Here is a 17,522-nt window from a genome sequence, read left to right as displayed (position 1 = left end):
GCGGAACCTGGCGCTTACCTACATTATCCCATGCACCCCATGTACCATCATCATTAGCAAAAACAGTATATCGCCCATTCGGAGACTGGATAGATGTTCCCGAAATATCAAAAACAAGACGGTCAGACAAACCAAGGTTTGAGAGAGCCTCTGCAATTGCTGCAGCTCCGTCTGCTTTAATATCTGCAAAAGGATGTGCGCGGCTTAGCAGCAGTGCTTTCAGGGCAGTAAGTAACTGGTTATGTTTTGATTTTTCCAGGTTAACGCCGCTTGATTCGACCACTCCCGCCAGTTCTTCCTGCAACATGTCGAAATAGTCGTCATCCAAATCAGTGGCAGGCGTTCCTGTTTGCGGGTTTCCACGGGTAAAGCCGTTCTTGCCCGCGCCGAATTTATCTTTCTGCGCAGTAGGTGTGTCAATACGATGCATAATGTCTCCGGTTACGGATATTTGAAGATTACGTAGGTATGGGACGGACAGAGTTTATTGATCACGCATTCAGCTACCGTATCACCCCAGTAACGAATCGGTGTTTCACAATTGTCCGAGCAGGTCATCCAGTAGGCATCCGTTGAAGCAGGCATATTAACCTGCCAGTAATAACGCCATTCAGTTGAATGAGTCGCATCCGTACACGACGACGTACACTTGAAAGTTCCCTTGTTATAGCGTGTGATGGTGGCGCCAGGCTTGCCCAGTGCAGCCAGCTGACGAAGATAGAAATCTTCGTTGATTCCTCCGGTAAGATTAACTTTTGCGTCCAGCCGCTGCTGTCTCTGCCGTAACGTCTGGGTTCCTGAAGGAATGCATTCATCAGGCAGACCGCAGCACCGCTCCCATCGGTCAATAAGTTCTGCTGTGGTACGCGGATCAAGTTCCAGCATGAGTTCATCAACACGCTGATGCGCCCAGAACAAAGAAGGAGCTACGCCACTTATTGCAACATCGTCAACTGACCATGCAGGCCCTGGTGGAAGCAGCGCACTCAGTAACTGGACATAATCGTCATTACTCACGCCCACGTTATTACCCCCAGTACAGCCAGTTCATTTTTTGCAACTGGCGTATCAACTGTTGGAGATAGTAGCTTATGGCTGTGCTCACCTGCAGCTATAGAAATCGCCTCGTTTGTACGGGACAGCTCAAGCGCCCCTTCCGGATAGCCGTCACGCTGCAGGAATGAACGAAGCTCGGCCTCAACTGCGGCACGTATTTCAGGAGTATCCGGGGTCAGGTCAATGGTGTAGTTGACTGTTTTTGGCGTTCCCTTAAATACATAGAGGTCTGAACCCGCTACGGGTGCCAACGGTTCAATATGTGCCTGAGCTGCAGCCACTGTTGCATCATCAAGAATCGGGTTAATCAGGTCACTACTGGCAATCAAAACGCCAACGGTTCCCGTTCCCATCCAGTGACGGTAAGTCCACGCGCGCGTTACGCCGGGTACTTCTTTTGCCCAGACAACATAATCTCCGTCAGCGCCACCTTGCGGGGTCCAGTAGTAGCGCTCCATAACACGGGCACGCCAGACCTCAAGGTCTTCAGTATCAAAACCGCCAGCGATCGTATCGGCCATGCCACCAGAAGGAAGTCCGTTAACCGGCGTAACCAGTGAGAGCGCCTCACCATCATCCATATTTCCGGTCGTGCCTGTCACGCTGCAGGCGACGGGAACGCGAAGCACGCCACCGGCACTCGTTACGTCTGCCTGAACGATGTACTGGACAAGGTCGTCACGCTGGATGACCGAGCCAGCACTCACCTTCAGTCCGTTCGTTACGCCATCCCATCGCATAAAACCTGATGCGGCCACGGCATCTTTTCTCGGACAGCGTTTCATCGCCGCATGCCGATAAAGCCATGACTCATCGCACAGGTCAGGCAGCATATTCATCGCCAGATAATCGATATAGCCATAAACCGTATGCAGCGCCCCCGCATAAACCTTGGCCCTGACATCTTCATCCATGCGGCGAAGTTCATCATTGATGTCAAGGCGTGCAAAAAGGTCTGTGCGGATCATGCTGATGTTTTCGGCCAGCGTTGGCCGCTGAAATTCACTGTCCGCCATTTGCAATCACGCTCCAGAAATCGTTAAAAGAAATTGTTACCGGACCATCCCGGCGCCACAGAGCAATGCTGTTTCCCAGTTCGTTAATACCGGTTCGCTGTATATCGATATCTATCCTGGACACAACACCGTCATCGAGCATCCACTGAAGGGATTCCCGGAGATACGTTCGCACCGTATTCACCAGCGCATTTGTGAGCTTGCTCCGTTGTAAAAGCCATAGCTTTGACCCATAGCGATCGTTGGCCACCATCGGCCAGGTATCTCCCCACCACCCCATAGGTACATCAGCATTGTCGTCAGGGTCTGCGCGCCGATGAGTGAAGATCGAAATCACCACTGCGCGCGTAAGTGGGTCAAGTTGAGAACTGGCGCTAACCTGTTTTCCGTTTACCGTAAGCCAGAGTTCCATCACGCCTCCATTTTCGTATCAGGCACATCAGTGGTGTTGCCGTTCTCTTTATGCTTGTGCCCGTTGTAGGCAACACGCATCGCGGCCATCGTCTGGCCTGTTGAGTCACAGAGATCCGTTATCTGTCCTGTCGATTCGATGGGCATTTCAAAGCGGGCTTTAGGCGCGTTTTTGAACGTAATCACCTTGCCACCACCATCAACAACAATACCGGCGCGTGTCAGCGTGACTGACTGCCCCTGGTCATCGTAGAGAGCAACCTCCCCCGTTTTGAGCCCCTTCATCCGATAGCGACGATCAGACACGGTGATCGCAACGGCGTGAGAACGGTCACCATCAGGAAACAGAACAACAGCCTCAGCCCCCGCTTGTGCACGAGAAGTGAAGCCATAGGGTTCAAGGTGCTCAATACCCGCTTTTTGCTGCCCGGCCAGTAACTCAACATCTATCAGCTGGCACTTAGAAGCCGCGTTGATACTCTTCACAACAGCGCGCCCAATGAGTCCCAGAACTTGCCTCTGAAGGCTTTGCATTACTCCCATCAGAACGGGTCCTCTTTGACTTTGCGCTTTTTAGCACGCTTCTGACTGCTCTCTCCGGGCTCAGGAAGATAGGCATCCGGCGGCCCGACACGTAACTCTGTCAGGGTTCCTTTATTGTCTTTAGTTAATGAGACTTCAGAAATGAGGAGTTCGCGGTTGTTGAAGCCGCAGATCGGATCGAAAACAATAACCCGCTGGTTGGGCTGCCACAGAGAACCATCCCCCTGTCGCCAGCCCCACACCGTGTACGTGGCTTCATCGGTACGTGCAGCGCGTTGCCGCGCCTCGAATTCAGCGCGCGCAATGCAACTGGCGCCAGTGGACTGCCCTGTTTGTTGTACTGCCATAGGGCGGTAACGGCCAATTGAGGCATCTGTTGTTTTTGCACGAAGAGCCGTTGTGGTAGCAGCACCAAAATCATCATCATTTCCGGCTCGCTGCCCCGATACCTGGTACGTTGAAAAACGTTCACGGATGCTTTTCTCGGTATCGCAGGAAATAACGTTTTTCCCCAGCACCAGAGCTGTATGCGCGCGCGTGGTACCAATGCCGCCGATAACCAGCCTTCCGAGCGGATCGTCGTAGGCAAGCGCTTGCTGCTGTCCAAGCATCTTGTTCAGGACTTCAATAACCGTTTCACCGTGATCGGGTTGCACGCCTGGAATAACACCACCCGGCGCGCCAGCGTTTATCACCGTAACGCCAAAAGGTCTGGCAAGCGCCGAGGCTACCTGAACGAGTGATTGTCCATTGAATTGAGTCGGCTCCGCAGCACAATCAATCAGATCGGCGGTCAGACTGCGACCGCTAATTCCGACACTAATTGATCGCGCATCATAGCGAACTGGCGTTGCTTCAACCCAACCGGTAACCACCAGGTCATCACCGATTAGAACCTCAACCTTGTCGCCGTTTTTAACCCTGGGCTGAAGTGACGAAACACCATCACCACCTGGCCACTGGCGGGTGATCTCTACACTAAAATCTCGGGCCAAACGCTCAATCCCGGCACCAATACGAATTGACGTCCAGCCCCCCCACTCTCGACCGTTAACACGGAGAGTCACGTTATCGTTCATCGTACAGGAACCCTCAGCGGAGCTACCGGCACAAAGCCCGGGTGAGCCACAGCATTGCGCCTGACAATGTCAGACTCCCGTGCAGCATTATCGAACCAGGTTGCTGCCAGAACCAGTGCCGGAGTTACCTCATCAGGCGTTCTGACAACGGTCTTTTGGGTCTGTACCAGGCGGTGTTTTATGTCGTTGTTAAGGTCAGATTTCATCCGGCGCAAAGCCAGAAACAAACGGTCATCGGTCGTGCGGGATAGTTCTTTATCAATAGCAGTATTCAGCGTGTCGCGGATATCAACGAGGTCATCCCACGTAGGCACATCAACCGCCGCCGTTTCATCTGGTGCGTTATTCAGCTCAGGATGAGTAACAGAAGGCCAGCCAGTGGACTGCTGGCTTTGTTCGCTTGTGGTGATAACTGGCGCGGGTAACGTTGTGACAGCATAAGCCGCTTCGCTTATTGCTGTTGTGCGAATAGCACTGGCAACATAATTACTTTGCTGCTTCTGGTTCTGCGTCGTCCTGCTGTCTGTTTTCCATACTCCACGCGGAGCCAGATCGCTGCCCAGAGATATGCCGGAAAAATTTTTAATCATTGTGAACAAGTCGCTGGCATTACCTGAGAGCCGATTCCCTGAACGCCACATTGTCTGCAACTGGTCAACAAAGCCTTTGCCTGAAGATGGCGGCGGGAGCAAAACAGAGATATCCCCCTGCATGAGACGTGCGGCGGCGGAAATACCAGAATCGACCATCGCCATTTTGTCAGAGACATAGCCAAGCATGTTGGTTGCATCGTCAATCACACCGTTCTGAACAAAATCAGGCATGCCATCCATACCGAACTTCTCAAAGTTATCGCTAATACAGTCATCAAGGGCAGAACAGGAGGAAACAAGCGTGTTGGCCGTCGCGGCTCCTGATGTCGGATAAGTAAGTTCACCAGCCTCAACGAAACGAAGATCAAAGCGCACCATGCGCCCTTCACTGCTTGATGTGCTTACGTTGATCTCACCGTCAACACAGACGCTCATCTCACCATATGCCGGATGAACAAGTGTCCCCGGCCCCGGTTTATTAAGCGCTTCTATCAATCTGTCTCGTTGTTCATAGCAGTCATCGCCGATGACATATGCTGTAATCTTCGGACGAAGCGTGATCTTGCCTAAATCTTCTGTATAGGGTTTATCACGGTTCACAAATTCGTGTGTTTCTACACGTCGCCCCGCTGTTGCGCTCTCATCTTGAGTTTTAAACGGAACGCCACGAAACGAGGCATCCACCAGCCGATCTTTCCACGCCATAGTAACTCCGGGCATAAAAAAACCCGCCGAAGCGGGTTGATGAGGTTTGGCTAACTTTTAGAAATACCTTTACAAGGCCTTTCTATTTCAGTCTCTTTCCCATTACTGTAAGTTTTTACCCTCATTCTGACACTGCCATTATTTTTAGTGAGTATTGTCAAATATCCGCTTGCACTCTGAAAATAATAGTCCCAACCATCAGCATCGCTCACATCGTCAGGTAAAACCATATCATCAGGGAATGATGGGCTACTCATAATTGTACTATATTTAACGCCATTAACTTCCGTTATAACCTTCCCTGAAACACCATCAATAGTTAGCTTCTGCTTGATCTCATCACAAAGTAAAAATAACGTAGAAGTAACCGGTTTGTTTTCACTGTCCTTGCCATTATTAGCAACAAGTTTATTGAACTCTGCTATGTAATGACTTTGCTCATTATTTAGCGCTAACACGGCATTTGAAGTAAAACCGCCGAGAATTCCAATAATTAATAGTGCCTTTTTCATCCTTTCCTCCCATTAACATCTGGAAGTTAGCATATACCAAAATACTCAACTCTTACCCACCTATTCCAGTACGCCCAATGCGGGTATAGCCGACATCATGATTTACGTCTATACCGGAAGCATGTGTCTCAGTCACTTTCATTCCCTGTGGTGCGTTCTCAAACTGAACCGTGACGGCGGCCTGAGGTTTAGTATTTACCCCCTGTTTTATCTGGTAAGGGTTATATCCTGTACTTGCCACTCCGGAACCATAAGCACCGTAACCGCCAGCCCCCCATTGAGCTGCATTCGCAGCTGCAACCGTATCGCTCGCGCCATCAGAGAACCATTCAATTATGGGTTTCAATTTTGCCCACATATCCTGAAACCACTGAACAACTGGCCCCCAGTTGTTAATAACGAGTCCTAATGGGGTCCATCCGAACACTGTTTTAAGTAACTCCCATCCCATTTCGAAATAAGGTGAGATAGTCTCCCAGAAGGATTTGAAGTATGGTCCAACACTATCCCAATTAGAAATAATTAAGCCCGCTGCCAGCGCGATCCCGGTAAGGATCATACCAAGAGGCGTCATCGCTGCCAGTCTACTGGCGAGAGTAATAGCCTGACCAACCCCCATAATTCCCAACTTAAGCACAGCAAGCCCAGCAGCAAGACCAGCCACACTACGAATAACTCTAGGGTTCTGGTCTGCAAAGGTTGTGAATCTTTCACCTAAGTCACCAAGCCAGACCGTCAGATTTTTTGTGTCACCTGAGAAAGCGCTTCCAATGGCAGCGAGGCCATTAGTTGCTGTACCGGTCATCGCTTCCCAGAGGTTAGCTAGGGTTCCAAGCTGCGCTTCGACGCGCTTATTAAGGCTGGCCTGCTGGTTCATTTTCTGTTGAACCTGGTCATAGCCGTCTTTTCCCTTATCTATAAGGGCGTTAACTACTTGGAGTGTTTCCGCATCATCACCAAACAGAGCTTTTAACACCCCAGTTCGCTTCACATCAGTTAATTTTCTGAGTTTCGATAACTGCATAAACATTTTATCAATACCGCCGAAACTGCCTTTACCATCGGTAAAATCAAGATTCACGCCGAGCTTTTGACGTTGCAGTACTTTATTGACGCCATTAACTTTCTTGATGTCTAAACCGGACTGTATAACTTTGCGAAGGGCGTTACCGGCTGACTCGCCCTGCATGCCCATCTGATCCATCATTACGCTGATCGGAGCAAGTCCCTGAGCAGCTTTCAATCCATCCTTATTAACCATCTTCAGAACTGAGCTGGTCTTTGTGAAGAACGACAGCATGTTAGTATCATCAACCCCCAGATAGAATGCCTTCTGGATAGTATCGAATAATCCCATCATGTCATCTGACGCAGTTCCAGTTGCGTCCTGCATTTTAGCGGCGAACTCAGCTGCAGCTTCAGGTGTTTTTTTAAGCTGTACAGCAAGGTATGCTGTCGCTTTGCCCACTCCACCCAGAATATTTTCTGCCGGAATACCCTGGCGAACCAACATCTGCATCATGTTCTGAAAATCAGCAGTCGTGCCAGGTAACTGATTCCCAAGTCCAACAGCCAGTTTGTTTATTTTTTCAAAACTATTGCCGACTTCTCCGTTGGCCTGCATCATCGCGACCTTCAGCCCAGTAGCCGCATTCTCCTGATCCGCATAGGCTTTCAGCGATACAGTCAATCCAGCAGCCAAACCACCAGCCAATGCTAATCCACCCTTTGAAGCTTCCTCTGCCTGACGCTTGAAACCACGGATGTTTTTCTGCATCCGTGAAAGTGCTGGAGATAATTTATCCACACCAGTGATTAGCGCTTTAAGCTCAAACTCAGCCATTACGTTTCTTCTCCTGTTCTATCCTGTTAGCCTGACTGACCAGCAGAGGAATCTCACTGATTGGCATTTTCAGCAGTTCAAATGGATTAATGCGCCAGTAACTGGCGCAGTCAAAAAAACGGTCAGTGAGATAATCGGCTGTCAGTCCTGGAGGAAAAAACCTGCAACAAGCCAGCCTGCACTATTCAGATCGCCGGGTTTCATCTGATCTACCGTACTCAGTGGTACATTTGCCAGACGGACTATGTACTTCGCGATAATATGCGCCTGCAGTTTGATGGATTCGTCCTGATTCATCTGGTATGGATAACCAAGTTCGCGAACGTCTTTACCAGTCGGTTCGTTAAACTCCAGGACGCTGATCGTTTCACCATGCGCAGTTACTGGATGCTTCAGTTCAAGCTCTTTCATTACTGGTAATCCCCTTCTTCACCGTGGAATTCAAGATCTGCCGTACCTTCTTCGGCGTTATGGTTTGCTTCGCCGTGCAGCCAGGCTGAGGACAGAACGTAAATCTGACCGTTTGCAAGTTCGGCGGTAATGGTCATCTGGTCTGATGTAGTGACCTTGCTGACCGGAAAATCTTTCGGCACTTTGAAGGTGCCTTTGATATACGGCGCGCGGTGCGTTTCTTTACGATCCACCGAGCCGTCAAGGCCAATAACATCATCATTGACCTTAGTGTTCATCGGTACCTCAATACCGCCGGTCATGGATAATTGCTGACCATCAATTTTGAAATAACAAGTACCTGCAATGCGCGGCATTATGCGGACTCCTCTTGATACTGAAGGCGGAACTGGTTAAGCACAGCAAACACGCGGAGCTGGTTGATATAATCAGGCGGATACAGCACATTGATGCGCGTCGGGGTGTTGGCGTCTCGCTCTACGATCAGATACTTCTTGAACAGATCGTAATTTTCAACAATGCCTTCACGCTCCATCTGGCGGTAAGTCGCCAGCAGTTCACCCTTAATTACCGCTGGAGTAACAATCGCCTGACCGGGGCCGAAGCGGGTACCATCGTTCGCCAGCTTATGGCGACCGTACTTACTGGTGATGATCGACTTCAGGCGGCGCAGAACATAGGCGCTGGTGTGCAACGTTTCACTGTCGAGATAGCTGTTATCCGTCACACCATAAGCGTTTTTCTTATAAGTGGTGATATCACGCTGGATGCGTAGAGTGCCGCTTTCGGTGTACGACGTGGCGATACCATGCGTCAGCAGAGACTGTTGCTCTGAGGTGATGAAGCGCTTGCCTGTCGGCGGTGGCAGCATACCAATCAGTTCGCCAGTCTGCGTTGGTCGGGCCGGATCGATGCGCAGGAACACCGCCGCCCTCGCCGTACGACTGGCCGCCAGTTCATCAGGATTCGACTGTACAGTTTTTTCATAACCCGCCAGGGTGAGATGCTGATCGTTAAGCATGTCACCAACAGTGATCAGGTCGCTGAGTCCCGCAATTTTTGCGGTGTAAACGTGTCCATAGATTTGCCGCAACCAGCTCCAGCGACCGCTGGTATCGTTCATTTCCTGCGTGAAGGTATTAATTGAAGCCGTATCGTTGAACGGGTGTCCGATATAGTCGAAGGGCTCATCCCCCATTGCTGCAATAGCACCAGTCAGCGTCGGTGCTCCTGCCCCCGGCGTATCCAGGTCAACAGCGATTTGCACACCAGTAGGCAGTTTTTCACCACCACTGAAACCGCGATAGTTGATACTGACAGGAATGTCGTTTGCCCAGGTCCCCTTGTGCCGCGCCGTCAGAGTCACCACCCCGGCAGCTGCGGCCGCAGTGAATGGGGTCTGCCCATCCGCTGTAATAGCCGCTGCAATCGCAGTAGCTACATCAGACACAGTATCGCCAGCAGTCACCACGGTCTTAATAAGTCGGGGGCCGACATAAAGACTGACCACACCTGATTCAGTGGCCGCCCCTGTCACCGCCATTTTAAATGTTGCCGCCGTACCCGTATCCGGAACAGCAATCACCCAGAGTTCACCAAATGGGTCGGTTGCACGGTATGCCTCGACCATCCGCGCCAGCTGACTGCCAGCGCCACACTGCTGAATGGCGTAGTCTTTCGACGGCATGATGATCAACTGGTTCGTTGCGATGCTGGCGCCAGTATTAGCGTGGCCAATCAGCAGCGATGGCGCGTTGGTTTGCGCAGTATTCGCCGCGCTGTTGTCCATCTCAGCGTAAAACAGCGGAACGCGGAGATCGGAGGGAATAGTATTCATGGAGACAGTCATTTAGCGATCGCCTTTTTTACCGGTTCAGCGTCGGTGTCTGGCTGAACAATTTTGATATCACCGTCAATCTCCCGACGGTACCAGTACTGGCTTTCGTCGACATTTCGCCCCTCTTCGGGTAAAAGGTCGCCGCGGGCCGGGTCATGAACAGCCCGCCCTTTCATGGGTTGTACAAACATGGTTTCCTCAGGTGGGGAGAGTGATTTCGGTGTGGTGCTCGATCTTACCGTCTGGCCCGGTGCCGGGATCGATAAAGTCGACATCAATGGACAATGTTTTGAACTCGTCAAGCGCGTTCAGCTCGTCGAACTGGCGTGTATCCTCTTCACCAAGTTCAGTCTCAACAACAAAATCAAACTGATAACTGAGCTCGTGGCGGTTCACATCAAGGAGTGTGCCGCCGTCATACACTATCGGATTACATCCCTCTTCCGGGTTCCAGCCCAGCAGCGCTTTAAAGAGCGCCTGACGAACATCGTGAACAACATCGAATGATGCAAACTGGCCGCGTTCATCACGGCTGTTGCTGACAAACACGATGACGGAAAAACCTTCACGTATCGCTTGCCAGTAATCCGTCATGCTTTTCTGCTCACCCGGTGAATCGTCACCCGGCACGACATACGCGGCGGGCAAAATCATCTTCCCGACGTCGGGCAGATCCTTAAACTGCGCAGCACCCGCCACACGATTCTGAAAATCCGGGCAACGCGCCCGTAGTGCTGCAATAATCGGGGCCAGTTTCATCAGCGTCGCCTCTCCGGTTTGAGTGATAGCCGCAGTTCACGCGTCAGGTAGTAACGCGTCCACGGGTTGTTTTTGTTGAGTGTCTCAACCATAAAATTATTACGCGGTACCAGACGCCAGCCGCTACCACCAGAAGCGCCACGGTGATGACTACGCCGACGTTTTGCTCCACCGCGGACACCGTAGAAGAGAAATGCCGGGTAAAAATCGCCGGTGATGAGCCGATTCCCCTGCCCATTCCTCTGGTTCGGTGCAATACGTGCCATAAACCCCGGCCTCCGCCCGCTTGCTTTAGGCACCATGTAACCGATGGATTTAGCCAGGCGGCCTGTCTGGTAACCGGGGTTTTCACCAGGTTCAGAACGACCACGGCGCATCACCAGACGGCGCGCGTCGCGCATATGGCGCTGGCCGATGGTGACAAAAGCACGCCGAACGCGCGCGCGGTTGAAGCGCATTTCGGTCGGCTGCTGAAAATCAACGTGTAAAAAGGGAGTTGCCATTACCGTTCCCTCCTGTTGAGGCTGGTTCCGTGCCCAGTTCTGTACACTCAAGCAGCAGATATCGCCTCTTACTGTTCAGGTCCCGCGCCCGCTTGACCCGGTACACCAGATCGTTAAGCACAACCTCGAAGTCGGTGGTGATCCCGCGGCGCCAGCGGACAGTGATGTAATGAGTGATCGCGTTGTCGGTCTGAGCCGTTTCCTGGTAAGTGGTTGCACTGGTCTGGACAACCTTTGCCCAGACCGGAAAAGACTCGGGGTAATCAGGACGGGTACCGAGATCAGCCGCTGGTACATCGACCCTTTTCCGGAGCAGCACCCGTTTATCCAGCTCACCCGGATCGGGCAGCAGGTAGGTCGCGCTGGTTTGCGCCTGGCGAAGTTTCATAGCGGTATGAACCGGTAGGGGCCGACAAGCCAGGTGAATGACTGCGGCATCTCTGTTTTTTCGACTTCTGAAACAGATGAGCGGTTTTCGTAAAAGTGGGTGGCCAGCAGCAGCATCCCCAGCCGGATATCGTCCGTCATAACAAGCCCGTCAGGATCGGTATCCGGGACGCCAGCATCTGCTGCATACAGAGTCCGATTAAGAAAGCTCACCGTTCTGGCCTGAACCGCATTCCCTATCACCGTCAGCAACTCATCCTCTTCCGTGTAATCGTCCTCAAGCCGCAGCTGGAGCTTAATTTCACTCAGTTTGAGCAACATATAAATCTCCATGCCCGCCGGATGACGGGCATAAAAAAACCGCTTACGCGGCATCTTTCCCTGGTGGTCTTTATTACGGCGCTTTACCCACCAGCGCTTTAATGGCTGCGGTATCTTCCAGCACACAGTCGAAGCGGTGGAAGGCAAGGAACGCGGTCTGATCATATTCGGCGTAGCGTTCAACCAGACGCTTCAGCGTCATGTAGGCAACGCGGCGCACCACGAAGCGGTTGAAGTCCCCCAGGTAGATGAATTTTTTGCTGGCGGCCGCATTGTCGATGGCCTGATCGATAACATACGGAATACCCAGAACGGTCGCCGGAGAGCCGCCGGTAATATCTGGCAGCCACAGTGGACGGCCCTGTGTATCTTCCATTTGTTCGATGCTCTGCAGCGTCGCGTCATTGAATGCCCAGCGGAAAGATGGACCGCCACGATACGCCGGATCGAGGGAGTGAATCAGCGAATTCATATCCTTCCAGTTGAACGCCGCCGCAGCTGAAGACGGAGTGGTGCCCGTTACTGAAGCAGCCAGGCCCTTAGGCTGAAGTGGTGCGCCGGCACCAGTTCCCTGAACGAGATATTTAGCCTCGCCGCGGCCAATACGCTGTGCAATACGGCCAGCCAGGTATGCTTCGATGTCAACGCCACTGTCCTGCAGCAGTTCGTTAGAAACGCGGATGATTTTGGATGACAGCTTTTTGGCACCCAGGGTCGCCGTGCCGAACGTCACATCACCTTCAGTGGCTGCAGAATTTTCAGCGAGCAGTTCGCCTTCTTCAGCGGTACCGTCAGAAGTGGACCAGGTAATATCCTGACCGTTCGATGTATTGAGAATCTGGGCAACACTCGCGATCCCGCCGTAAGCCTTCATCGCATCGATGATGGTGTTACGCATCTGGGTAGGTACGGTATAGCCACCCTTATCATCAGGGGTGGTGCCCTGAGCACGCAGCTCTTTAACAGCCTGGCGTTCTTCGGCGGTCAGCTCGCTGAAGCCGTGGCGCAGAAGGCGATCAAATGCAGCGGCGCGGCGCCCTTCGGCCTGCATCTCCGGGCTTTCCTGATGCTGGCGCTGTTCAGGCTCCTGCTCATTAACAAAAGTCTGATCGTGACGGCGCAGCTCTTCCTCACGGGTGATACGCTCATCGAGCGAGTCCAGTTCAGATTTTGAAGCGTTCCACTGGGTACGCTGTTCATCAGTCCAGTTGGCATCGCCAATCTTGTCGTGCAGCGCACGCATGTCGGTGGCGATGGTGTTACGTTTCTGCTTCAGTTCGTGCAATTTCATGGTTTTTCCTTACGCGTTAAGAAGAGTCAGCAGGCGCTCGCGCGCCATTCGTTGGTTAATGGCTTGCGCCAGCGCGCCGCTGTCGCGCGCCTCCTGCCAGGCTTTCATGGATCGGATGCCAGAATCAGCCTCCTGATACGCCGGATAGGTCACCGGGCTGACATCAAAAAGGCGTGAAAAACGGTTAATTTCGCGAATGACGATCCCCTCATCGTCCTGGTACCAGTTCTCGCCGTCATGGGCGATACGGAATGCGAAAGATGACTGGTTGATATCACCGCGCATCATAGGCGCCAGCACCAGGTCACGAATGGTCTGGGTGTCAGGGGCCGCGATGTCGTAGCGAAGCCCTTTATCATCGACGCTGACGCTCAGCGTACCGGAAGCGCTGCGCCCGAGGATAAAGTTCGGATCATGGTTAAACAGCCCGCGGATATCGTCACCCAGCACGTCATCGAAAGCGCCGGGCTTAATAATTTCGCGGAAACCCCAGAGGGGTTCTGATCGGCTGTTAAACACCGATCCGTAACCGATAATGCGCGTGGGCTGCTCCCCCTGCTGTTCGGCACGGACCTCACCGCTGTAACAGCGAGTCTCGCGATCACTCATCGGTTTTTTCCTCTTCGGTTTTGGTGGTTTTGAAACTGTCTGCCGGGTTGGCGGCGTTGACGCTGACAAGCATTTCGTCCAGGCCATCGACCGGATTCATGTCTTCGAAAGCGCGGGCTTCGTTGCGACTCATCCAGCCATCAGTAATGGCGAAGTGATAGAACTGCGCACGCTCCTGTGGGGTGCCGCGCAGCAGGCCCGTCAGGTTAAAGCGGGCGTAGTAGCCTGCGGCTAACTCCGCCCGAGTAAACAGGCGTCGGTTTAGCTCCTGCTCCCAGTTCGTCACCCACGGCATCATTGAGTAGCGAACGAACTGAATCGCCTGCTGCGTGATGTTGCTGAAGGTGGCTTTTTCGAGGTCGTTGATCATGTGTGCCGGCACGTTAAATATTCCGGCGATCATCGAGCGATTGAGCTTGGACATATCGATTATTTGAGCGTCGATCGGTGATACGGTCAGCGCTTTGTAGTCCAGGTCCGCAGGAAGCAGCATCGTTTTATTTTCCTGGCTACGCAGTGCAAGCGCCGCTTTCTGCCAGACCTTCTTGAGCCTTTCCCATCCTTCAGATTTAATCTCGCCTTTAACAGTAACAATCCCGGCAGGGCGCGCGTTACCGCTAAAGAAGCTCTCGGTGTATTTCTGCCCACTCATGCCCATGCCAATTGTTTCGGCATGCTGCATCACTGGACTCAGGCCCATCTTCTGGTTATTGCCCAGCGCACGGATGTGAATCATGTCATCTGGACTGATGGCAAACGCGCCCTCCTCGTTATACAGACCGTAGGTGTATCGGCCACCGGTATTAATCAGCGTGGTTTCCCAGGGCATGCAGCAGTCAAGGGTGGTAACCTCCCCGCGGCGATTACGTTTAACCCAGGTGTATCCATTACCCCAGCCGAGGATGTGGCGCTGTTTTAGCTCTCGCCATTTGTAGCTGGTTTGCCAGGTGTTTGGCTCATCGTGAACCAGGTAAAACGCCGGATGATCACGCGCAGGCTCAACCTTGCCGTTGTGCTTTCGCATGACGTGCAGCGGCATCTGGGCAAGATTTGAGGACAGTACATAAATGCAGGCGTATACCGCGGCCAATTTCATAGCCGTTTCAGGGCTCACATATACATCAGCCCTGAACAGGCCATCGGTATCTATCGCATCACCCGTTATCGGTGTGGTCGGATTCTCCAGTGATTCGCTTCTGAATAAGGCATCAAGCAGCACGCTTCCCCCTTCTGGCCATCGCCAGGGCGCCCAGCAACATCAAGCCGCCCGCGAACATAAGCGCAGGGGCAAGGCCAAAACGCAGATAAACCCCTGACGTGAGCAAACCGAAACCGGCAAGCCCAATAAGATCGGTTATAAGTGATTTCATAGGATTAAGAGGTCATCGTCCGGATCTAGAGATGAGAGGAAATCGCCAGGCTCTTTCAACATTGCCCGCCCAATCGCCATAATCAGCGCTACAGCGCCGTCAATTTTGTTTTCGTTCTGCTCTTTAATGGGTTTTACAACGTCGTCATTACCCGGCAGATACTTCCCGACCACGTTGCTGATACACCAGCTCATGATCGGGTTACCGTCGTGATGAAAACGCCCAGACTCAATGGCTGCTTCCAGCTCTTTCATTGGGTCTGACATATTGGTGTAGTTCTGAACGATAGTGATCGGATTAAGACTTTCATCAGCCAGATCATGTGAAAGCCCCGTCGCGCCGAATGGGTCAATCGGTGACTCACTGACCGGGTTGAGTTTGTTTGCCGCTTTGGCCTCTTCAAGGATGTAGCGGTAATCCACTTCAGCGCCATCAGTAACTGTAAGCAGTTCCATTTCAACCCATTTCTGAAATCGCTCCGCAGTACGACGATCTTCATTCTTTTCAACGCTGAATACTGTGTCGTAGGGAACCCAGAAGCGGGGTGCAACGCTGTAGTAATGTGTCTTGCCGTCAATTTCCCTGGTGAACAACCGCGCCATACTGTTCATATCCAGCTTACGCGCCAGGTCGAAAGACAGAACACATGGCTGTCCTTCGAATTGCTCCAGCGTAAGTGTCTTATCCTCGCAGTTCTGCCAGGAAACCAGGTTGTAGAAAGCGGCACGGGCTGCAACCCATATATTGAGGTGTTTAGTTTTAAACACACCTGCCTGACGGGCGTTATTAATAGCCCGCTGTTGCTGGCTGAGGAGAAAATCACGATAGACCGACACGCCCATATTCGGGTTAGCCTTTTCCAGCACTTTAGGATCGGTCCAGTCATCCCCCTCGTCGACGGTGTATATCACTCCGAACAATTCCTCATTCGGTACCGTGCCGTTAAGCATCTCAATCACTTCACGCCGTTTGTCGTAGCATGGCCCCTCAATGTTGTAACCCGCCGTCGTTATCGCCCACATCAGCGGCTGTCGCCGCGCCCCCATACCAGTCAGCATTGTGGTGTAGAGCGAATCTGTGGGATGTTCGTGATACTCGTCAACAATTGCACAGTGCGGTGAAGCGCCGTCCCCTGGATTACCAATCAGCGGCTCAAAACGCGCGCCATCTTCTGGTCGGTTCAGGTTGGACGCATTAACCTCGATCCCGAATGCTTCCACCAGCAGCGGTGTGCGCTTACACATCAGGCGAGCTGGTCTGAATACTTCCCAAGCCTGCTTTTCTGTTGTGGCCCCGGAATATACTTCAGCGCCAAACTCGTTATCACAGGTAAAACAGTACAGCGCCACACCCGCCGAAATAGCTGATTTCCCGTTTTTACGCGGTATTTCCGTGTAAACCTCGCGAAATCGTCGAAGCTTCGACCCTTTCTGGACCCAGCCAAAGGCGCAGCACACAATAAACAGTTGCCATGCCTCCAGAGTGATCGGCATCCGCTTGAATGCCCACTCTCCTTTTGTATGTGGCAACAACTGGATAAATTTCGCGGCCTTTTCTGCCATGTCTTTATCGAAGCGGTAACGAAATTTCTTACTCTTTTCAGCCGCCATGTCATCGATATGACGCTGGCAGGCCTGAATGACAAACTGGCACGCCGGAATTTTCCCCCGCACAACGTTGCGGGCGTATTGATTCGCGGCGTTTACGTTGGGGTACGATTTCCGGCTCATGAGTTGATCATCTTCAGGAAGGGGTTAGAGGTTTTCTTCTGTCCGGCAAGGCCGATCAGTCGTTGACGACTGCTGGGGTCAAGGCCAAGCATGGATCCGGTAGAACTCATCTCCGATTCCTGCTCTTTCTTTGCGGTTAACTCAGGGTTTTTTATCTTCCCCCCCATAGCACCAGTGATAGACAGCCCCTCTCTGGCGATATTTTTAACCGCTCTGCGCCAGAACTCATAGGCAACACACCAGCGCTCAAGTACGGCAAGATCGGTAACACAGAGTAGTCCCTGTCCACATAATTCTTTCGTGGTCAGTTCCCACATGATGGCTGCCATTGGCAAACCTTCATCCTCAGAAAACCAGTCAGGTGGTGCCACACCTTTAATCGGTGTGAATACAGGTTCCTCTTTATTCAGGGCTCGTTTGCCGGGGTTTCCTGCCAGCTCCTTGCGCGCCGTTGGCTTGGGACGACGCCCGGAACGCCCCGCCGTTCCAGCCATAAGCGACACTCCTGGTTAAATTTCATTTTTCGCGGGTATAAAAATACGAGGA

Annotated in this window: 22 protein-coding genes and 1 pseudogene; all 23 read right to left on the bottom strand. The window is 52.3% G+C overall.

Annotated elements, in window-relative coordinates:
* Window positions 1–76: 76 nt before the first annotated feature.
* Window positions 77–430, bottom strand: a pseudogene (locus OGY10_RS23750) (gp53-like domain-containing protein); the annotation flags it as partial.
* Between the two features lie 11 nt (window positions 431–441).
* Window positions 442–1,023 (bottom strand): YmfQ family protein, encoded by a 582-nt coding sequence (locus OGY10_RS01940; protein ID WP_286576142.1) that lies wholly within the window; start codon window positions 1,021–1,023, stop codon window positions 442–444.
* On the bottom strand, window positions 1,014–2,072 hold the full coding sequence (locus tag OGY10_RS01935) for a baseplate J/gp47 family protein (protein WP_286576138.1): 1,059 nt from the start codon (window positions 2,070–2,072) through the stop codon (window positions 1,014–1,016). The genes OGY10_RS01940 and OGY10_RS01935 overlap by 10 nt, the downstream gene beginning before the upstream one ends.
* The gene (locus OGY10_RS01930) at window positions 2,059–2,484 is read right to left on the bottom strand and encodes a phage GP46 family protein (protein ID WP_071684306.1); all 426 of its coding nucleotides are present in this window, start codon (window positions 2,482–2,484) and stop codon (window positions 2,059–2,061) included. The genes OGY10_RS01935 and OGY10_RS01930 overlap by 14 nt, the downstream gene beginning before the upstream one ends.
* Window positions 2,484–3,026, bottom strand: a complete 543-nt coding sequence (locus OGY10_RS01925) for a phage baseplate assembly protein V (RefSeq protein ID WP_286576136.1) — start codon at window positions 3,024–3,026, stop codon at window positions 2,484–2,486. Before OGY10_RS01925 ends, OGY10_RS01930 begins: the two co-directional genes overlap by 1 nt.
* Window positions 3,026–4,105: a phage baseplate assembly protein gene (locus OGY10_RS01920; RefSeq protein WP_286576134.1), complete on the bottom strand. Its 1,080-nt coding sequence runs from the start codon at window positions 4,103–4,105 to the stop codon at window positions 3,026–3,028. The genes OGY10_RS01925 and OGY10_RS01920 overlap by 1 nt, the downstream gene beginning before the upstream one ends.
* The gene (locus tag OGY10_RS01915) at window positions 4,102–5,403 is read right to left on the bottom strand and encodes a DNA circularization protein (protein WP_286576132.1); all 1,302 of its coding nucleotides are present in this window, start codon (window positions 5,401–5,403) and stop codon (window positions 4,102–4,104) included. Before OGY10_RS01915 ends, OGY10_RS01920 begins: the two co-directional genes overlap by 4 nt.
* 50 nt (window positions 5,404–5,453) lie before the next feature.
* A complete protein-coding gene (locus OGY10_RS01910) occupies window positions 5,454–5,915 on the bottom strand; it encodes a hypothetical protein (protein WP_286576131.1) in 462 nt (153 codons plus the stop codon).
* 52 nt (window positions 5,916–5,967) lie between these two features.
* A complete protein-coding gene (locus OGY10_RS01905; RefSeq protein WP_286576129.1) occupies window positions 5,968–7,758 on the bottom strand; it encodes a phage tail tape measure protein in 1,791 nt (596 codons plus the stop codon).
* 141 nt (window positions 7,759–7,899) lie between these two features.
* On the bottom strand, window positions 7,900–8,169 hold the full coding sequence (locus OGY10_RS01900) for a phage tail assembly protein (RefSeq protein ID WP_115207187.1): 270 nt from the start codon (window positions 8,167–8,169) through the stop codon (window positions 7,900–7,902).
* Window positions 8,169–8,525 (bottom strand): phage tail tube protein, encoded by a 357-nt coding sequence (locus OGY10_RS01895; protein ID WP_086550241.1) that lies wholly within the window; start codon window positions 8,523–8,525, stop codon window positions 8,169–8,171. The genes OGY10_RS01900 and OGY10_RS01895 overlap by 1 nt, the downstream gene beginning before the upstream one ends.
* The gene (locus OGY10_RS01890; protein ID WP_286576125.1) at window positions 8,525–10,018 is read right to left on the bottom strand and encodes a phage tail sheath subtilisin-like domain-containing protein; all 1,494 of its coding nucleotides are present in this window, start codon (window positions 10,016–10,018) and stop codon (window positions 8,525–8,527) included. Before OGY10_RS01890 ends, OGY10_RS01895 begins: the two co-directional genes overlap by 1 nt.
* A complete protein-coding gene (locus OGY10_RS01885) occupies window positions 10,015–10,197 on the bottom strand; it encodes a DUF2635 domain-containing protein (protein ID WP_137031085.1) in 183 nt (60 codons plus the stop codon). Before OGY10_RS01885 ends, OGY10_RS01890 begins: the two co-directional genes overlap by 4 nt.
* A 7-nt stretch (window positions 10,198–10,204) precedes the next feature.
* Complete coding sequence (locus OGY10_RS01880; protein WP_167790516.1) at window positions 10,205–10,765, bottom strand: phage tail terminator protein; 561 nt, start codon at window positions 10,763–10,765, stop codon at window positions 10,205–10,207.
* A complete protein-coding gene (locus OGY10_RS01875) occupies window positions 10,765–11,268 on the bottom strand; it encodes a hypothetical protein (RefSeq protein WP_167790515.1) in 504 nt (167 codons plus the stop codon). The genes OGY10_RS01880 and OGY10_RS01875 overlap by 1 nt, the downstream gene beginning before the upstream one ends.
* The gene (locus OGY10_RS01870; RefSeq protein ID WP_139935486.1) at window positions 11,243–11,656 is read right to left on the bottom strand and encodes a phage head closure protein; all 414 of its coding nucleotides are present in this window, start codon (window positions 11,654–11,656) and stop codon (window positions 11,243–11,245) included. The genes OGY10_RS01875 and OGY10_RS01870 overlap by 26 nt, the downstream gene beginning before the upstream one ends.
* The gene (locus OGY10_RS01865; protein ID WP_139935487.1) at window positions 11,653–11,976 is read right to left on the bottom strand and encodes a head-tail connector protein; all 324 of its coding nucleotides are present in this window, start codon (window positions 11,974–11,976) and stop codon (window positions 11,653–11,655) included. Before OGY10_RS01865 ends, OGY10_RS01870 begins: the two co-directional genes overlap by 4 nt.
* Before the next feature lie 73 nt (window positions 11,977–12,049).
* Window positions 12,050–13,267: a phage major capsid protein gene (locus OGY10_RS01860; RefSeq protein WP_286576119.1), complete on the bottom strand. Its 1,218-nt coding sequence runs from the start codon at window positions 13,265–13,267 to the stop codon at window positions 12,050–12,052.
* A gap of 9 nt (window positions 13,268–13,276) precedes the next feature.
* Window positions 13,277–13,876: an HK97 family phage prohead protease gene (locus OGY10_RS01855; protein ID WP_045888755.1), complete on the bottom strand. Its 600-nt coding sequence runs from the start codon at window positions 13,874–13,876 to the stop codon at window positions 13,277–13,279.
* On the bottom strand, window positions 13,869–15,095 hold the full coding sequence (locus tag OGY10_RS01850; RefSeq protein WP_167790512.1) for a phage portal protein: 1,227 nt from the start codon (window positions 15,093–15,095) through the stop codon (window positions 13,869–13,871). The genes OGY10_RS01855 and OGY10_RS01850 overlap by 8 nt, the downstream gene beginning before the upstream one ends.
* Window positions 15,085–15,246, bottom strand: a complete 162-nt coding sequence (locus tag OGY10_RS01845) for a hypothetical protein (protein ID WP_179154432.1) — start codon at window positions 15,244–15,246, stop codon at window positions 15,085–15,087. The genes OGY10_RS01850 and OGY10_RS01845 overlap by 11 nt, the downstream gene beginning before the upstream one ends.
* Window positions 15,243–16,976, bottom strand: coding sequence for a terminase large subunit (locus OGY10_RS01840; RefSeq protein ID WP_259818498.1), 1,734 nt, complete (start codon window positions 16,974–16,976; stop codon window positions 15,243–15,245). The genes OGY10_RS01845 and OGY10_RS01840 overlap by 4 nt, the downstream gene beginning before the upstream one ends.
* Window positions 16,973–17,470: a phage terminase small subunit P27 family gene (locus OGY10_RS01835; protein ID WP_279275601.1), complete on the bottom strand. Its 498-nt coding sequence runs from the start codon at window positions 17,468–17,470 to the stop codon at window positions 16,973–16,975. The genes OGY10_RS01840 and OGY10_RS01835 overlap by 4 nt, the downstream gene beginning before the upstream one ends.
* Window positions 17,471–17,522: the final 52 nt, after the last annotated feature.

This window comes from Citrobacter sp. Cpo148 (genome assembly GCF_030332375.1).
In the GTDB taxonomy this organism is placed as follows: domain Bacteria; phylum Pseudomonadota; class Gammaproteobacteria; order Enterobacterales; family Enterobacteriaceae; genus Citrobacter; species Citrobacter portucalensis.
The sequence above is the reverse complement of the archived record's forward strand: the minus strand, read 5'-3'. Positions and strand labels throughout refer to the sequence as shown.

Excerpts from the sequence above, each read along its gene's own strand:
- OGY10_RS01935 (WP_286576138.1), bottom strand. The coding sequence starts at position 2,072 with ATGGCGGACAGTGAATTTCAGCGGCCAACGCTGGCCGAAAACATCAGC.
- OGY10_RS01930 (WP_071684306.1), bottom strand. The coding sequence starts at position 2,484 with ATGGAACTCTGGCTTACGGTAAACGGAAAACAGGTTAGCGCCAGTTCT.
- OGY10_RS01925 (WP_286576136.1), bottom strand. The coding sequence starts at position 3,026 with ATGGGAGTAATGCAAAGCCTTCAGAGGCAAGTTCTGGGACTCATTGGG.
- OGY10_RS01920 (WP_286576134.1), bottom strand. The coding sequence starts at position 4,105 with ATGAACGATAACGTGACTCTCCGTGTTAACGGTCGAGAGTGGGGGGGC.
- OGY10_RS01915 (WP_286576132.1), bottom strand. The coding sequence starts at position 5,403 with ATGGCGTGGAAAGATCGGCTGGTGGATGCCTCGTTTCGTGGCGTTCCG.
- OGY10_RS01910 (WP_286576131.1), bottom strand. The coding sequence starts at position 5,915 with ATGAAAAAGGCACTATTAATTATTGGAATTCTCGGCGGTTTTACTTCA.
- OGY10_RS01905 (WP_286576129.1), bottom strand. The coding sequence starts at position 7,758 with ATGGCTGAGTTTGAGCTTAAAGCGCTAATCACTGGTGTGGATAAATTA.
- OGY10_RS01900 (WP_115207187.1), bottom strand. The coding sequence starts at position 8,169 with ATGAAAGAGCTTGAACTGAAGCATCCAGTAACTGCGCATGGTGAAACG.
- OGY10_RS01895 (WP_086550241.1), bottom strand. The coding sequence starts at position 8,525 with ATGCCGCGCATTGCAGGTACTTGTTATTTCAAAATTGATGGTCAGCAA.
- OGY10_RS01890 (WP_286576125.1), bottom strand. The coding sequence starts at position 10,018 with ATGACTGTCTCCATGAATACTATTCCCTCCGATCTCCGCGTTCCGCTG.
- OGY10_RS01885 (WP_137031085.1), bottom strand. The coding sequence starts at position 10,197 with ATGTTTGTACAACCCATGAAAGGGCGGGCTGTTCATGACCCGGCCCGC.
- OGY10_RS01880 (WP_167790516.1), bottom strand. The coding sequence starts at position 10,765 with ATGAAACTGGCCCCGATTATTGCAGCACTACGGGCGCGTTGCCCGGAT.
- OGY10_RS01875 (WP_167790515.1), bottom strand. The coding sequence starts at position 11,268 with ATGGCAACTCCCTTTTTACACGTTGATTTTCAGCAGCCGACCGAAATG.
- OGY10_RS01870 (WP_139935486.1), bottom strand. The coding sequence starts at position 11,656 with ATGAAACTTCGCCAGGCGCAAACCAGCGCGACCTACCTGCTGCCCGAT.
- OGY10_RS01865 (WP_139935487.1), bottom strand. The coding sequence starts at position 11,976 with ATGTTGCTCAAACTGAGTGAAATTAAGCTCCAGCTGCGGCTTGAGGAC.
- OGY10_RS01860 (WP_286576119.1), bottom strand. The coding sequence starts at position 13,267 with ATGAAATTGCACGAACTGAAGCAGAAACGTAACACCATCGCCACCGAC.
- OGY10_RS01855 (WP_045888755.1), bottom strand. The coding sequence starts at position 13,876 with ATGAGTGATCGCGAGACTCGCTGTTACAGCGGTGAGGTCCGTGCCGAA.
- OGY10_RS01845 (WP_179154432.1), bottom strand. The coding sequence starts at position 15,246 with ATGAAATCACTTATAACCGATCTTATTGGGCTTGCCGGTTTCGGTTTG.
- OGY10_RS01840 (WP_259818498.1), bottom strand. The coding sequence starts at position 16,976 with ATGAGCCGGAAATCGTACCCCAACGTAAACGCCGCGAATCAATACGCC.
- OGY10_RS01835 (WP_279275601.1), bottom strand. The coding sequence starts at position 17,470 with ATGGCTGGAACGGCGGGGCGTTCCGGGCGTCGTCCCAAGCCAACGGCG.